The organism is Rhodococcus sp. BP-261 (assembly GCF_019835205.1).
GTDB classification, from domain to species: domain Bacteria; phylum Actinomycetota; class Actinomycetes; order Mycobacteriales; family Mycobacteriaceae; genus Rhodococcoides; species Rhodococcoides kyotonensis_B.
This window is the reverse complement of record NZ_JABUCO010000004.1, coordinates 100,770-115,833: the sequence shown is the minus strand read 5'-3', so window position 1 is coordinate 115,833 and position 15,064 is coordinate 100,770. Positions and strand designations below refer to the sequence as shown.

Genomic DNA, 15,064 nt, shown 5'->3' with positions numbered 1-15,064 from the left:
GAAGATCACGCCGGTGGGGCGGACGAGCGCGGTCAGGTGTACGCCGTCGCGCGACTCGTCGGAAGAGCCTCCGGCCGTGCCGCCTTCTGCATTCCACCCAGACATCCGGCGATCACGACAGCGCCGCCGATCAACGCCAACGGGCTCGGTTCCTCGCTCAGGAACAGCCAGGCACCCGCGATCCCGACGACGGGCACCAACAGCGAGAACGGTGCGACGACGCCCGCCTGGTGCCGGCTCATCAACATCGTCCAGAGTCCCGAACCCACCAGCGTTCCGAACACGGCGATGTAGCCGATCCCGGCCAGTGCCTGCCATCCCTCGGGGCTGAACGCGTCCGCAAGCGCGACCCAGCCCGTCGTGGGTCCCTCGGTGATCGCCGACAACGCCAGCATCGGGACGGGCGGTACGACGCACATCCACAGCATGAGCCGCATCGGTTCCCCCGGAGTGGAGTGACCCGACCAGGTCGAGGCAGCCAGCTTGTTGCCGAGGTTGCCGAATGCCCAGCAGAGGCCGGCGAGCAGCGTCAGCAGGACGGGAAGCAGTGTTGCGGCTTGGGCTCGGTCATAGCCGATGAGCGCCATGCCCGCTATCGCGACGGAGATGCCGAGAATCTGGCGTCTGCTGATGCGCTCGCGCAGGAGAAGGGCGCCGAGGACGACCGTGAACGGCGCTGACGACTGCAGGACGAGCGACGCGAGCCCGGTCGGCATCCCCGCGTTCATCGCGCTGAACAGGAACGCGAACTGAAGAACCCCGAAGCCCACGCCGTAGAGCAGCAGCCACTTGATCGGGACCTTCGGCGGACGAACGAAGAGCAGCACCGGTACTGCGATGACGAGGAATCGCAGAGCGTTGAAGAAGAATGGAGGGAACTGATCGAGCCCGACGCGTATGGCCAGGAAATTCAGGCCCCACAGGACGGCGACAAGGATACCGAGGCAGCGGTCGCGGGTGTTCACTCGTTCATCGTCAGGTCTACCCACGTGTCAGCACAATCGAATGTTGCGACACCGACACTTAAGATTCGCTACATGAACGTCGAGCGCCTGCGAATACTGCGCGAACTTGCCGACCGCGGAACCGTCGGTGCCGTCGCAGTCGCATTGTCTTTGACGCCGTCGGCCGTGTCCCAGCAACTCAAACTGCTCTCGAAGGAGGCAGGGGTCGCGTTGCTGGAACCCGACGGGCGCAGACTCCGCCTCACCGACGCCGGCCATGCCCTCGTCCTTCGGGCCGACGAGGTCCTCGGGGCCTTGCGTCGAGCGACGGCCGAAATGGAGTCGTACAGTGCGTCACCGAAAGGGCGCGTGCGCGTCGCGCTGTTTCCGTCCGGTGCCGCTCTGTTGCTGCCGGGGGTTCTGGACCGCCTGCGAGACAGCGGGACACGAGTGGTTGCGCGTGACGAGGACCTACCCGCCTCGTCGGTGCCGGCGCTGCTTGCCGACTACGACGTCGTACTCACCCATCGCGACGATCGAGCACCGGCAACCGCTGCCGCGCGCATCGAAGTGGAATCCCTGATGCGTGAGCCGATCGACCTCGTGCTCCCGCCGAGTCATTCGTTGGCGTCGAGGCAGTCGGTCGATCTGCGCGAACTCGCCGACGAGCACTGGATCAGCGTCCGTGGCGGTTTCCCGGTCGACGACGTGTTGCTGTCCGTCGCCGCGGCAACCGGGGTGCAGCCTCGTGTGGTCCAGCGTATCAACGACTTCCGGGTCACCGAGGAATTGGTGGCGCGAGGCCACGGGGTCGCTCTACTGCCGCGATATGCCGTCGTACATCCTGCGCTCGTGCGTATTCCACTGTCAGGAGTGCGAGCAGGCAGGATCTACGAACTCGCGACGCGACCCCGTGCTCGCGAGCTGCCGGCCGTGAGGGCGGTGGTGGAGGCGTTCGAGGCGGAGGCTGCGCGTGTGCACGGAAATCCGTAGCCGTCCATGTATTTTCGTGCACATGCTCTGAGCGTCAGCGAAGAGCTTTCTCCTTCAGCTGTGAGAACTCCTCCTGCGAGATGGTGCCGTTGTCGAGGAGTGTCTTCGCGTGCGCGATCTCCTCGGCGGACGTACGGCCTGCCACCTGCTTGATGTATTGGTCCTGCTCGTCTTTCGCGTGCTGGACGGCGGCCACCTGCCGTTTCGTCATGTCGCCGCCCTTGACGATGATGTAGATCAGCGCGGTCAAGAAGGGCGCAACGATGAGGAAGAAGATCCAGATCGCCTTGACCCATCCCGACGTCTTGTGGTCGCGGAACAGGTCCCCGATGATCGAGAACAGCACCATCAGGTAGGCCACGAACGCGAAACTCACGATTACCAACCAGAGAAAATCCCAGAACGAGTCCACGGCTTGCTGCTCCATTCCGCTGATAGTGAATCCAGACAGCTCATCGTGGCTCGGACGCGCAACTTGATCATCATCCGAAACAGGTGAATTCACCCGCGCCGGATGATGCGCAGGCGCAGGGCGCGGAGAAGCATCGTGACGATGAACGAGACGATGTTCGACGTGGGTCCGGTGGGCGTTCTCGTGGTGACGTTTCCCGGCGATCGAGCCGACCCCGCCGTCGTCGCCGCGCTGGCGCAGGTCGTCGAGCAGCGTGTGATCACGCTGCTCGATCTCGTGTTCATCGGCCGCAGTCTCGACGGATCACTGCGGCAGGTCGATGTCGACGAGGCGCTCGACGACGTCGGTCTCGAAATACTCTCGCTCGAGGCGAAAGCTCTGATCAGCGACGAGGACCTCGACGTCGTACGGGGCACACTCGAGCCGGGCACATCGGCGGCGATACTCGTCTACGAGCAGACATGGGCGCGCACGCTGTCGCATGCGTCGCGCGAAGCCGGAGGAGATGTGGCGCTTCACGTCCAGATCCCCAGGGAAACAGTCGAAGTCGCGCTCGCGGCAGCACTGGTGTAGGAGGCAGGCGATGGTATTCGGACGCGGCCGCGTGGGCAGGCCGGGACTCCTCGGAACGGTGGCGCGCACGGCGGTGGTCGCCGGAACTGCCAACGCGACCAACAACATGATGAACCGTCGCAGGCAGGAGCGCGAGCAGCCGCAGCAGCCGCCCCGACAGGCTCCCTCACCCGATACGGGAGACGACCTCGTCGGCAAGATCCAGAAACTCGCGGACCTGCGCGACCAAGGAATTCTCGACGACGCCGAATTCGCGAAGGCGAAAGCCTCGCTGCTCGGCACCTAGCACCCCGGGGGCGGTGGAATCAGAAGGGCCCCGCGCTGATCGAGCGCGGGACCCCTCTGGTGTCAAGCGACCGAGTCCTTCTCTCGGATAATCGAATCGGCGAAATGGCAAGCGGACACGGACCCGTTGTCGCGTCGCTCGAGGTTCGGTTCGATGCGAGTGCAGACCTCCTGGGCGTATGGGCATCGCGATGCGAAGGCGCAGCCGGTCGGTGGATGCGCCGGGTCCGGCGAATCGCCCTCGAGAATGGTTTTGGGGCGTGCACGTTGGATAACCGGGTCAGGAACCGGAATCGCGGACAGGAGTGCTTTCGTGTACGGGTGGCGTGGTGAGTCGTAAACCTCTGCCGCAGAGCCGAGTTCGACGATTCGACCGAGGTACATGACTGCGATTCGATCACTGATATGCCGCACTACGCCCAGGTTGTGCGAGATGAACAGACACGTGAGGTCGAATTCCTTGTTGAGGTGGACGAGTAGGTTGATGACTTCCGACTGCGTCGATACGTCGAGTGCGGACACGGCCTCGTCGGCGACGATCACCTTCGGATCGAGCGCGAGAGCACGTGCGATGGCAACGCGTTGGCGTTGCCCGCCGGACATCTCGCCGGGATACCGCATCGCGAATTCGGTTCGCAGTCCTACCTTGGTCAGTAGTTCGGCCACTTGATCGTCGTGGTCTGCGCGCGAGGCCCTGTCGTAGATCCGCAGCGGCTCCGAAATCGCGTTGCCTACGGTCTTGGTCGGATCGAGCGATGCGTACGGGTCCTGGAAAATCATCTGCAGGTCCCGACGAGTGCGCCGAAGTTCTCGCCGGCCCAACGCCAGCAGATCTTTGCCCTGATACAAGACGGACCCTTCTTCCGGGTTCTCGAGCCGCAGGATCGAACGACCGAGTGTCGACTTGCCCGAACCCGATTCGCCGACGATGCCGAGCGTCTCACCGGCACGGATACCGACGCTGATGTCCCGCACTGCTCGGACGGTCTCACGGGGACGCCCCAGTACGTCGCGCGAACGCACGAAGGACTTGGACAAGTGCTGTACGTCGAGCAACACGGGCTTGGTGACGACGTTCTTCTCGAGAGTGGTCACAGCGACGCCTCCAGGTCTGCCGAATCGATGGTGCTGCGGGCCGGAACTGCCTCGATGGGCAACGCAGGGAGCAGGCCCGTCAGATCGTGGTCGGCGACGCGAACACACCGGGTGCTGCGGTCCGATCGGATTTCGATCAGTTCGGGATGCCGACCGTCGCACGTGCCCGCGACGGAATGTCGACACCGGGGCGAGAAGCGGCATCCCGACGGCATCTGCTCGGGCCGAGGGACCATGCCCGGGATCGCGACCAGATCATCCCCCGGTGCGATGCGTTGCGGTAGCGATTCGAGGAGCCCAGCTGTGTAGGGATGCAGCGGTTCCGCGAACAAGTGGTCGGCATGTGCAGTCTCGACGGGTTCTCCGGCGTACATGACGGTGACCTCGTCGCAGAAGTCCGCGACGACGCCGAGGTCGTGTGTCACCAGCAGCACCGCAGTGCCGAGTTCCGACTGCAATCGTCGAAGTAGTTGCAGCACACCGGCTTGCACGGTGACGTCGAGCGCTGTCGTAGGCTCGTCGGCGATCAGCAGTTTGGGATCACATGCGATCGACATCGCGATCATCGCGCGCTGCCGCATGCCACCGCTGAAGCTGTGGGGATAGTCCTTTGCCCGGCGTGCTGCGGCCGGAATTCCGACGAGGTCCAGCACCTCGATCGCCCTGGCCCATGCCTGCTTTCGTGAACTTCCCATGTGCGCGCGGACCGTCTCCGCGATCTGCTCGCCGACGGTGAAGACCGGGTTGAGACTGGTCATGGGTTCCTGGAAGATCATCGCGATCTCACGGCCGCGGATGGAGCGCATTCGGGCATCGTCCGCGTCCAAGAGATTCTCACCCGCGAAGTCGATGGTGCCGCGCGTGACTCTACTGTTGTGCTTCGGAAGTAGGCCGAGTATCGACAGTGCGGTCACAGTTTTGCCGGAACCGGATTCGCCGACGAGCGCACGAGTGCCACCCGCTGCAAGGTCGAGATGCGCGCCGGTCACTACCGGCGTCCAGCCTGCTTCGGTGCGAAATTCCACTTGCAGGTCGTCGATCGACAGAAGGTTCACGACTTTCTCCGTTCCTGGCCGACCGCGTCGCGGATGCCGTCGCCCAGCAGATTCAGGGACAGGATGGTGAGCATGATCGCCAATCCCGGCGGGACGACCATCCACGGGCTCTGGAATCGGTTGTCGAACGCGCTGCGGAGCATCGATCCCCAACTCGCGGTGGGTGGTTGGACGCCGAGTCCGAGGAAGCTCAGGCCGGCCTCGGCCAACAGGGCGAGCGACAGCATCAACGTGATCTGCACCAGCAGTGGTGATCTCACGTTCGGTAGTACGTGCATCAACACGGTGCGAGGCGTCGAGCACCCGACTACCTTGCTTGCTTCGATGTACGTCTCCTCCCGTACGTTGATGGTTGATCCTCGCACGACGCGGAACAGGCGAGGTGCGGATGCGGCGCCTACCGCCAGCATCGCGTTGAGGAGGCCGGGCCCGAAGATCGCGATGATCGCCAGAGCGAGCACGAGCGCAGGAAGGGCGATCAGGGCGTCGGCGATTCGTCCGGTGATCCAGTCGAACTTGCCTCCCAGATATCCAGCAAGAAGTCCGAGCGGTAGCCCGGTCACCGCCGCGAATCCAACGGCGATGAGCGGCGCGACGAGGGAAATCTGAGTGGCATAGATGAGCCGGCTCAGCGTGTCTCGCCCGAGCTGGTCGGTGCCGAGGATGTGACCATCGGAGAACAGGGGTAGGAACGCGGACGCCAGTTTCTGGTAGGCGGGATCGTACGGCGCGATCCACGGTGCAGCGATGGCGACGACGCCGAGGAGACCGAGAAAGATGAGGCACGCAATGTTGGTGCGGGACTTGAGGATTCGCCGGACGAAGAGACGACCAGGTGATGGTGGAGCCTGCCGGGTGCTGGTGGTCTTCGCCGAGGATTCGAGCTGACGTCGAGCGTTGTCCAGAGGCGACGAGAGAGGCTTGATCGTCATGATGTCCTGGCTTTCGGATTGAAGTACGCGTACGAGATGTCCACGAGCAGGTTGATCACGAGGACGAACAGCGTGATCACGACGACGAATGCCTGGATGACGGGGAAATCACGTTCGAGGATCGCCTTGAGAGCGACGGATCCGAGCCCCGGCATGCCGAACACCTGCTCGATGATCACCGCGCCACCGATGAGCGCGGCAGCCTGGAGACCGAACACGGTGACGACCGGCACGGCCGCATTCTTCGACGTGTGTTTGACGATCACCTTCCAGCGCGGCAGACCTTTTGCGGTGGCCGTGCGGATGTAGTCCCGTTCCAGAACGTCGATGACACCAGCCCGGGACTGCCTGGCGATCTCGGCAGCTGTGACGGTACCCAGTGCGAGGGCGGGCAGCACGAGGTGAGAGAACCATGCAGCGATGCCGTCGCTGAGAGGCGCGTACCCGGTTGCGGGGAAGAGTCGGAACTGCAACGAGAAGAACGTGACGAACAACAGACCGAGCCAGAAGCTCGGCATCGAGATGCCGAGGGTGGTCAGACTCGTGAGGGTTCGGTCGATCCACGTGCCCTGTCGTAGTCCCGCGAACACGCCGACGACGACTCCGAACACCAGCGACCACGACAGCGCGACGAACGCGAGAGACAAAGTGACGGGTAGAGCTTCGAGGATTGCGTCGATGTTGCGGTGGCTGCTGAGCAGCGAGGTGCCCAGATCGCCGGTCAGCAGGTTTCCGACCCAGCTGAAGTATTGAACGACGATGTTCTGATCGAGCCCGAGTTGGGCCCTGGTCGCGGCGATCTGCTCGGCCGACGCGTTCTCACCTGCCGCGACCACCGCGGCGTCGCCTGGGATCAAGTGGATCATCGAAAAACTGAGAATGGTGACGAGAATGAGCACTGGAACGGCAGCCAACAACCGTTTGACCATAAATATCAACACAATTGGAACACCTCATCCTTGTTCGGTGGGTTTCACTTGCTCACGTCCAACGTTCTGAGGCCCGTACCGCCGGTCTTGTAGAAGACGTAGTTTCCGACGTTTCCCTGGCTTGCGACCGAGGCCACCGAGTGACAGAGAACAATCTGAGCCGGACCCATCTCGAATGCCTCGGCCAGGAGGTCTTCGTACGCTGCCTTGCGTTCCTCGACGTCGGTGCTGCGCGCGGTCGCGGCGTACAACTCGCCCATCCGCTCGGTGGTCAACTTTCCGGGGTTGTCGCCTCCGGTGGGAAGGTATGCGGAGGACACGTAGAGGCCAGGGTCAGTACCGCCGCCGTACTGGCCGACGAGGGCGTCCGCCTCCCCAGTGACGAATCGTGCTCTGGCCTGAGTTGCGTCCATGACCTCGATGCGCATGTCGATGCCGATGTCGGCCAGGTTCTGCTGCACGACCTGGGCGTTGTTCTGGTAGATGGACAGGCTCGGAACCGCGGCGGTGAACGTGAAGCCGTCGGCGAGGCCTGCGTCGGCGAGCAGTTCGCGGGCGCGGTCGGGGTCGTAGTCCGACCATCCGCTGTCGTCGAGCGCGTCGCTGTGTGCGAAGTAGCCCTCCGGGTACGGTTGCGCACCAGGAACGCAGTCGCCCGAGTACAGGACTCGCGATATGGCAGCTCGGTCGATGGCGAGATTCATGGCCTGACGTACAGCCTTCTCGCCGAACTCACTTCTCGCGGTGTTCAGCGAAATTCGCGCCATGCTGGTGCTCGCGCCGTCGGAGGTGAACACCTGCAGTCCACCCGCTTTCGCTTCTTCCTTCTGCGGCCCGACTACGCCGGTCATCGTCGACTCGCCTGCCTGCAGCGAGTTCATGCGCGTTGCGGTGTCGAGCTGTATGAGGAAGGTGAGCTTGCTGAAGCGGTAGGCGTCGTCGTCCCAGTAGTCGGGCCTGCGGTCGAAGTGGTATTCGGTGCCGGGAATGCTGCTCGTCATCGTGAAAGCGCCTGCGCCGACTGGCTTCTGGTCGAGGTCGGTGTTGCCTAGCGCGGCAGGCGACACGAGCATTCCGGGGCGTGACGCGAGCAACGTCGGTAGCGAACCGCCAGGCCCGACGAGGTTGAGTCGAACGGTTCTCTCGTCGAGTACGTCGACCGACCCTATGGTCTTGTCGATCTGAGATTTGATCGTGGACTGCGGATCGGTGAGGATTCTGTCGATATTCGCCTTGACCGCAGCGGCGTCGACCGGGGTGCCGTCCGAAAATGTAGCTCCCGCACGCATGTTCAGGATGAATGAGGAATTCTCGTCGTCCAACTCCCAGCTCTCGGCCAGCATCGGTATCGGGTTGCCGTCGGTGTCGACGTCAGTGATCCGATCGTAGATCACCGTCAGTAACGGTAGGTCGTTTTCAGTAACTCCGCGATGGGGATCGAGGCTGCTGGGCACGACGATCTGCCCGTATATCACCGTCGCGTCACGATCGAGCGCATCGATGTCGAAAGTCCGCTGGTCGATGCCGGCGCATGCTACCGAGACGGCGCAGACGGTGGCGAGTACAGCTGCGCGTCCGAGAATCGAGCGGTACGACATGTGATGACCTCCGAATGGGTCGAGGGGAGGCGCCCTTCGAGCGGCGAAATCGACTGTGACTCTGCCCGAGAGGGGCTTCTTCGATACGTCGCGCCCGGCGCCCTGGAGCGATTTCTAGAAGGATGTTCTAAAACATTTGCCGTGTCAAGGCTCCGCGCCGATCTCGAGAAATCGGGCGGTGCGGGCTTGACAAGAGGCAGTCAATCGTCCACTGTCCATCTAGATCGAAGTTCTAGAATATGATTCGATCCCGCCTCCATTCTCATCCCCGTGGACCCGGAAGGGACGTGCAAGACATGGTCGATTTTGCATTGAACGAAGAAGAAGAATTGATGCGCAAGTCGGTGCGCGCATTCCTCGAGAAGGAGGTGATTCCGCTCGAGAGCGAGGTGCTTCGGAACGAGCGTGAGGGCCGGCCCGGCCTACCGCCCGAGGACATCAAGGCGCTGCGGACGAAGGCGCGCAAGTCGGGATTCTGGGGTATCAACACCCCCGAGGAGTACGGAGGGGCCGATCTGGGGCCGGTGATGAGCGCGATCATCGCTGCCGAAGCAGGTCGGACCTTCGTGCCGTTCTCCTTCGGTGGTTCGGCGGACAACATTCTCTACGGAGCCAACGACGAGCAGAAGCAGCAGTATCTGATTCCGACGATCGAGGGTGAGCGACGATCGTGCTTCGCGATCACCGAACCCGGCGCAGGATCCGACGCACGGAGCATCAAGACCCGCGCGGTCAAGGACGGTTCCGACTGGGTCATCAACGGCGAGAAAATCTTCATCACCGGCGGCAACGAAGCCGACTTCGTCATGGTTTTCGCCGTGACCGACAAGGAGAAGGGAGCCAACGGAGGCGTTACGTGCTTCATCGTCGACCGCGACATGGGCTGGACTTCCGCACCGATTCCGACGATGGGGCAGTGGGGTCCGGCAGCACTGTCCTTCGTCGACGTCCGTGTCCCCGAGAGCAACGTGCTCGGTGAAGTGGGCAAGGGATTCGAGCTCGCAATGAGCTGGATCGGCCAGGGCCGCTACATGATCCCCGCCCGAGCGATCGGCTCCGCCGAACGTCTTCTGGACATGGCGATCGAGCACTCGAAGAACCGCGTGTCGATGGGGCATCCGATCGCCGAGTATCAGGCTATCCAGTGGCAGATCGCTGACTCGCACGTCGAGATCGAATCGACGAAGCTCCTGACGTTGCGCGCGGCATGGATGGTCGCACAGGGCGTCGACGCCAGGCATGCGTCGTCGGTGGCCAAGCTGCACGGTTCGATCATGGCCAACAACGTCGTCGATCGTGTCCTCCAGATCCACGGCGGCATGGGCTACACGAAGGAACTCCCGATCGAACGGTGGTACCGCGAGCTGCGACTCCTGCGGATCTTCGAAGGCACCGACGAGATTCAGCGTCGCACCATCGCACGCAATCTCATCAAGGGATATGTCAATTCCGACGGCTTCGGCCACTGACGCCAGAGATGCTGGAACGCAACAGCGCGAGTCGACGACAGGACGAGAATTCATGACCAACCCGACAATCGAGGCCCTCGATCTACGCGCTTTGTTCGAGCCCCGCTCGATCGCACTGATCGGGGCGACGGACAAATCGCCATGGTCTCTCAACACATTTCAGAACATCAAGGACAGCGGTTTCGCGGGCGAGACGTATCTGGTCAACCGTTCCAGTTCGGTTGTCCACGGAGAACGCACGTATCCCAGCCTCGCGGATCTGCCGGATGTGGTGGACCTGATATTCGTCATGGTCCCGACGACAGTGGTGCTGTCCACCCTGCAAACGGCAGTGGAACATGGCGTACGGGCAGCCGTGATCCTGACATCGGGATTCGGCGAGACCGGTGCCGAAGGAAAGGCGCTGGAGGACGAGATCGTTGCATTCTCCCGCGCGAGCGGCCTGACGGTGCTGGGGCCCAACGGCAACGGATTCATCAATGCCGCGGAGAAGATCACGCCCTACGGGTTGCCGATCGGGCGTCCCCTCCTGACCGGGTCCGTCGGGTTCGTGCTGCAGAGCGGAGCGCTCGCCAGCTCGGTTCTGCAGTTTGCGCAGGCCAGGAACGTCGGACTCAGTTTCCTGACGGCCATGGGCAACGAGTCGATGATGTCCGTGACGGACGTGATGGAATACCTGGTCGACGATCCCAACACATCGGTCATCGCCCTGTTCCTCGAATCCGTGCGCGACCCGCACGAGTTTCGGCGAATCGCCCGGCGTGCGCTCGCTGCGGGCAAGCCGATAGTTGCGCTGAAGATCGGGCGTAGCGCGCTCGGTGCCCGTGCGGCACTGGCCCACACCGGCGCGCTCGTCGGCGACAATGCGGTCATCGACGCCGCTTTCGAACAGATGGGCGTCATCAGGGTTCGCTCGCTCGAGGATCTGATCTTGACGGCCGGATTGATGGCCAGCCTCGGCGGCGGCCTGCCGGGACCGCGGATGGGCGTCGTGACGCCGTCGGGCGGAGCGTCGGAGATCATCGCCGACCGTGCCGAGGACGAAGGACTCGAACTGCCGGCGTTCTCCGACGACACCACTCGACAACTACAGGACATCGTCCCGGACTTCGCCACCGTGCAGAACCCACTCGACGTCACCGGGTACGTGGTCATCGATCGAACCCTCATGCGACGCTCACTGGCGGTGGTCGCCCAGGATCCCGAGGTCGATTTCACAGTCCTGCTGTCGGAGTTGCCGCGCGTCCCCGCCGCCGACCCCGAGTCGGCACTCGCCGCGTACGGCGACTCGGCGAAGAACATCAAGGCAACGGCCGTTCCCACGGTCGTGCTGAGCACGGTGCTCACCGATGTGACCGATCACGGCAGGTCGATTGCTGCGGCGACCGATTTCCCACACGTCCTCGGCGGAATCGAGCACGGAATCACGGCATTGGGCAACGCCGTCCGATGGGCGGCGATCCAGCGCAACTTCGCCGGCGACGACATCCCGAGTCCCGAGACCGGGTCTGTTTCCCTCGATCGTGAGCCGACGGGCATGTGGACCGAATACGCGGCCGGAAGGTTGCTGCGCGAGCATGGTGTGCCGGTGGTTCCGACGGAACTGGCGACGACGGCCGACGAGGCAGTCTCGCACGCCGACGCGTTCGGCTACCCGGTCGTACTGAAGGCGGTCGCCGAGAACCTCGGCCACAAGAGCGAAGTCGGAGGCGTCCGTCTGAACCTGCACAACGCCGACGACGTCCGGGATGCGTTCGACTCGGTGACCACTGCGTTGCAGAAGATGGGCTCGACGGGAATCGCGACCATCGTGCAGCCGCACCGAAGCATGGACGGAATCGAGATGCTCGTCGGTGTGGTGCGAGACCCCGTGTGGGGGCTGACTCTCGCGGTCGGGTTGGGCGGTGTGTGGGTCGAGGTGTTGGCGGACGCTGCGATTCGGGTCCTGCCCGTGTCCCACGACGACGTGCGGCAGGCGATCGACGGGCTGCGCGGCATCACACTGCTGAAGGGTGCGCGCGGTACCGCCCCAGTGGATCTCGACGCGTTGGCGGCCCAGGTCAAACGCATTGCCGACGTCGCATACGGCCTTGGCCATCGACTGCAGGCGCTGGAGATCAATCCCCTGATGGTGAGCGGATCGCACTGTGAGGCGCTCGATGCGCTCATCACGTGGAGCCCGACCGACGAAGAAGAGGTATCGCGATGAGCGGAATTTGTGAGGGCAGAGTCGTCATCGTCACCGGCGCGGGCCGCGGCATCGGACGAGGTCATGCACTGGAGTTCGCACGCGAAGGCGCGACCGTCGTCGTCAACGACATCGGCGCCGACGTCGACGGGTCCGGGACGGCCGACGGGCCTGCGGGAGAGGTCGTCGACCTCATTCGCGCAGCCGGAGGCACGGCGCGGGTCGACGGCACGGACGTGTCCGACGAGGACGGTGCGAGGCGACTGATCGAGGAAACCGTCGAGCACTACGGCGACCTGCACGTCTTGGTCAACAACGCGGGAATCCTGCGGGACCGAATGATCACGAACATGACCGCCGCAGAGTGGGACGACGTCATCCGCGTCCATCTGCGTGGGACGTTCATGCCCCTGCGCCACGCATCGCGCTACTGGAAGGAGCGGTCCAAATCCGGTGCTGCCGTCGACGCGCGCGTGATCAACACGACGTCGTCGTCGGGCATCTACGGAAACGTCGGTCAGGGGAACTACGGCGCAGCGAAGGCCGGTATCGCGAGCCTGTCGATCATCGCGTCGATGGAACTCGCCCGCTATGGGGTGACCGTCAACGCGGTCGCGCCCGCAGCGCTGACTCGGATGACCGAAAACCTGGGCGGCAACGTCGGCCGGAAGGCGCCCGCACCAGGCGATTTCGATCCGTCGGCAGCGGACAATATCGCACCGCTCGTGGTCTGGCTGGGAAGCGAACAGTCGCGCGACATCACCGGCCGTGTGTTCAACGTGCGCGGAGGACACATCAGTGTCGCCGAGGGGTGGAGCGCAGGCCCGAGTTTCGACAAGGGTGCGAGGTTCGAACCCGGCGAACTCGGCGAGGTGGTGCCGCGCCTGGTCGCCGAGGCGGCAGGTAACGCGGCGATGAACGGGCTCGTACCGGAGAAGGTGTCCTGATGGCCCTCGATCTCGGCGTCGTCGGGGTGCCGAGCAATCCCGTGCAGCGGACGTGGTCGTCGAAGGATGCCCTGCTGTACGCGGTGGGTGTCGGTGCCGGGCAGGACTCGTCTCTGGACGAATTGTCGTTCGTAACCGAGAACTCCGCGGACGTCGCGCAGCAGGTCCTGCCGACGTTCGCGGTACTGGCCACACAAGCACGGTCCGGGCGATCACTGGGAACCTTCGATCCCGCGATGCTCGTACACGCAGAGCAAGCCTTCGAGACCACCGGGCTGCTGCCCGTCGACGGTGACGTTCAGGTGAGATCGACCGTGACGTCGATGCAGGACAGGGGAAGTGGAGCGCTCGTGGTCACCGAGGCGACCGCAGTCGACTCCGCAACCGGTGAGCTCGTCGCGTCGTCGCGCTCGTCGGTCTTCATCCGGGGTGAATCGGTCGGCAGTACCGGAGACCGCACCGGCGACGCGCCGATGCCGAACACCGCGCCTGATTCCAAGCTGACCTACGCGACGCGTCCGGAACAGGCTCTGCTGTACCGCCTTTCCGGTGATCGCAACCCCTTGCACTCGGATCCTTCGTTCGCTGCGCGCGCAGGATTCCGGTCACCGATCCTTCACGGACTGTGCACGTACGGCGTCACCGGGAGGGTGCTGCTGCACGAGCTCTGCGGTTCCGACCCGACGCGACTGCAGTCGATGTCGGGACGGTTCACCAAGCCGGTGTTCCCCGGTCAGGAGTTGACGGTGTCGATCTGGGACACCACCGACGGCATACGTTTCCGGGTGACCACGTCGGACGACACCGTGGTCCTCGACCGCGGAACGGTGACCGTCCGATGACCGCCACGGTTCGGGAAGCGGCTGTGTCACGGCCGGACACCAAGGCGCCGTTCTTCGACGGCGGCGACGGACGCTACGAACCGCGGCCGCATGCCCGAAGTCCGTGGTCCGAGAATCTCGTTCACGGGCGCCTCGTTTCCGGGCTGATGGCGCGGGAAGTGGAACGGGAACACCTCGCCGATGGATTCCACCCGGCTCGAATGACAACCGATCTGTTCCGCCCCATTCCGATGGGGCCGATCGACATCACGACGTACGTACGACGAGCGGGCCGACGCGTCAGGATCGTGGAAGTCCAGGCATCCGTCGACGGCATGCCCGTGGCGTCGGCGAGTGTGCAGGCATTGCTCGCTGGAGCTGAATCGACTCCTGTGGCCTGGTCGCCCGTCGAATATCGCGCTCCGGCACCGGAATCGGTGTCGCCGCCCGTGAGGCAGGCGCCCAGGCACTTCGGAGAGGTGCGACGGCTGGAACCGTCGGAAGACGGCCGAAAATTCTCCTGGTTTCGTGAGACGTGCCGGCTGCTCGAAGGTATCGGTGACACGCCCTTCGAGATCGCGGCGATGGCGGCGGATTGGGTAAGCCCCTTCACAAACATGGGGGCGAAGAGTCTGAACTTCATCAACGCCGACGTGACGCTGTACCTGAGCCGGCTCCCGATCGGCGAGTGGATCGGCTTCGAGAATCTCGACCACGCGGTCGACAACGGCGTTGCGGTATCCGTGTGCGCCCTCCACGACGAACAGGGCCGCATAGGTACAGCGGCATCGGCTGCCCTGCCCTACTAGCACTACGAGAAGAG

The 15,064-nt window shown here is 63.8% G+C and carries 15 protein-coding genes; 8 read left to right on the top strand and 7 right to left on the bottom strand.

What is annotated here, in order from left to right:
- Positions 1-32: 32 nt before the first annotated feature.
- Positions 33-965: an EamA family transporter gene (locus HQ354_RS06260; protein WP_222634405.1), complete on the bottom strand. Its 933-nt coding sequence runs from the start codon at positions 963-965 to the stop codon at positions 33-35.
- A gap of 72 nt (positions 966-1,037) precedes the next feature.
- Here HQ354_RS06260 and HQ354_RS06255 point away from each other — a divergent pair, with 72 nt between their 5' ends.
- Complete coding sequence (locus HQ354_RS06255; RefSeq protein WP_068423498.1) at positions 1,038-1,937, top strand: LysR family transcriptional regulator; 900 nt, start codon at positions 1,038-1,040, stop codon at positions 1,935-1,937.
- 34 nt (positions 1,938-1,971) lie between these two features.
- Here the strand turns inward: HQ354_RS06255 and HQ354_RS06250 are convergent, their stop codons facing one another.
- Positions 1,972-2,364, bottom strand: coding sequence for an SHOCT domain-containing protein (locus tag HQ354_RS06250; RefSeq protein ID WP_068423496.1), 393 nt, complete (start codon positions 2,362-2,364; stop codon positions 1,972-1,974).
- Between the two features lie 126 nt (positions 2,365-2,490).
- Here HQ354_RS06250 and HQ354_RS06245 point away from each other — a divergent pair, with 126 nt between their 5' ends.
- Together HQ354_RS06245 and HQ354_RS06240 are read left to right on the top strand one after the other, a co-directional pair.
- Positions 2,491-2,922: a DUF6325 family protein gene (locus tag HQ354_RS06245; RefSeq protein WP_167675788.1), complete on the top strand. Its 432-nt coding sequence runs from the start codon at positions 2,491-2,493 to the stop codon at positions 2,920-2,922.
- A 10-nt stretch (positions 2,923-2,932) separates the two neighbouring features.
- Positions 2,933-3,208, top strand: a complete 276-nt coding sequence (locus tag HQ354_RS06240; protein ID WP_068423494.1) for an SHOCT domain-containing protein — start codon at positions 2,933-2,935, stop codon at positions 3,206-3,208.
- 62 nt (positions 3,209-3,270) lie between these two features.
- Here HQ354_RS06240 and HQ354_RS06235 read toward each other — a convergent pair whose 3' ends face one another.
- Genes HQ354_RS06235 through HQ354_RS06215 form a run of 5 tightly spaced genes read right to left on the bottom strand, consistent with a single transcriptional unit; the run spans position 3,271 to position 8,816 of the window.
- Entirely contained in the window at positions 3,271-4,302 is a 1,032-nt protein-coding gene (locus HQ354_RS06235) for an oligopeptide/dipeptide ABC transporter ATP-binding protein (protein WP_308115131.1), read from the bottom strand.
- Positions 4,299-5,357: an ABC transporter ATP-binding protein gene (locus HQ354_RS06230; RefSeq protein ID WP_167675740.1), complete on the bottom strand. Its 1,059-nt coding sequence runs from the start codon at positions 5,355-5,357 to the stop codon at positions 4,299-4,301. The genes HQ354_RS06235 and HQ354_RS06230 overlap by 4 nt, the downstream gene beginning before the upstream one ends.
- Positions 5,354-6,289, bottom strand: coding sequence for an ABC transporter permease (locus HQ354_RS06225; protein WP_167675738.1), 936 nt, complete (start codon positions 6,287-6,289; stop codon positions 5,354-5,356). Before HQ354_RS06225 ends, HQ354_RS06230 begins: the two co-directional genes overlap by 4 nt.
- Positions 6,286-7,218, bottom strand: a complete 933-nt coding sequence (locus tag HQ354_RS06220; protein ID WP_167675736.1) for an ABC transporter permease — start codon at positions 7,216-7,218, stop codon at positions 6,286-6,288. Before HQ354_RS06220 ends, HQ354_RS06225 begins: the two co-directional genes overlap by 4 nt.
- 44 nt (positions 7,219-7,262) lie before the next feature.
- A complete protein-coding gene (locus HQ354_RS06215) occupies positions 7,263-8,816 on the bottom strand; it encodes an ABC transporter substrate-binding protein (RefSeq protein ID WP_167675734.1) in 1,554 nt (517 codons plus the stop codon).
- A gap of 296 nt (positions 8,817-9,112) precedes the next feature.
- Between HQ354_RS06215 and HQ354_RS06210 the strand changes: the two genes are divergently transcribed.
- Genes HQ354_RS06210 through HQ354_RS06190 form a run of 5 tightly spaced genes read left to right on the top strand, consistent with a single transcriptional unit; the run spans position 9,113 to position 15,050 of the window.
- Positions 9,113-10,285 (top strand): acyl-CoA dehydrogenase family protein, encoded by a 1,173-nt coding sequence (locus tag HQ354_RS06210; RefSeq protein ID WP_167675732.1) that lies wholly within the window; start codon positions 9,113-9,115, stop codon positions 10,283-10,285.
- Between the two features lie 52 nt (positions 10,286-10,337).
- Complete coding sequence (locus tag HQ354_RS06205; protein ID WP_167675730.1) at positions 10,338-12,494, top strand: acetate--CoA ligase family protein; 2,157 nt, start codon at positions 10,338-10,340, stop codon at positions 12,492-12,494.
- Entirely contained in the window at positions 12,491-13,420 is a 930-nt protein-coding gene (locus HQ354_RS06200) for an SDR family oxidoreductase (RefSeq protein WP_167675728.1), read from the top strand. Before HQ354_RS06205 ends, HQ354_RS06200 begins: the two co-directional genes overlap by 4 nt.
- On the top strand, positions 13,420-14,262 hold the full coding sequence (locus tag HQ354_RS06195; protein WP_167675726.1) for a MaoC/PaaZ C-terminal domain-containing protein: 843 nt from the start codon (positions 13,420-13,422) through the stop codon (positions 14,260-14,262). Before HQ354_RS06200 ends, HQ354_RS06195 begins: the two co-directional genes overlap by 1 nt.
- Positions 14,259-15,050, top strand: a complete 792-nt coding sequence (locus tag HQ354_RS06190) for an acyl-CoA thioesterase domain-containing protein (RefSeq protein WP_167675724.1) — start codon at positions 14,259-14,261, stop codon at positions 15,048-15,050. The genes HQ354_RS06195 and HQ354_RS06190 overlap by 4 nt, the downstream gene beginning before the upstream one ends.
- Positions 15,051-15,064: the final 14 nt, after the last annotated feature.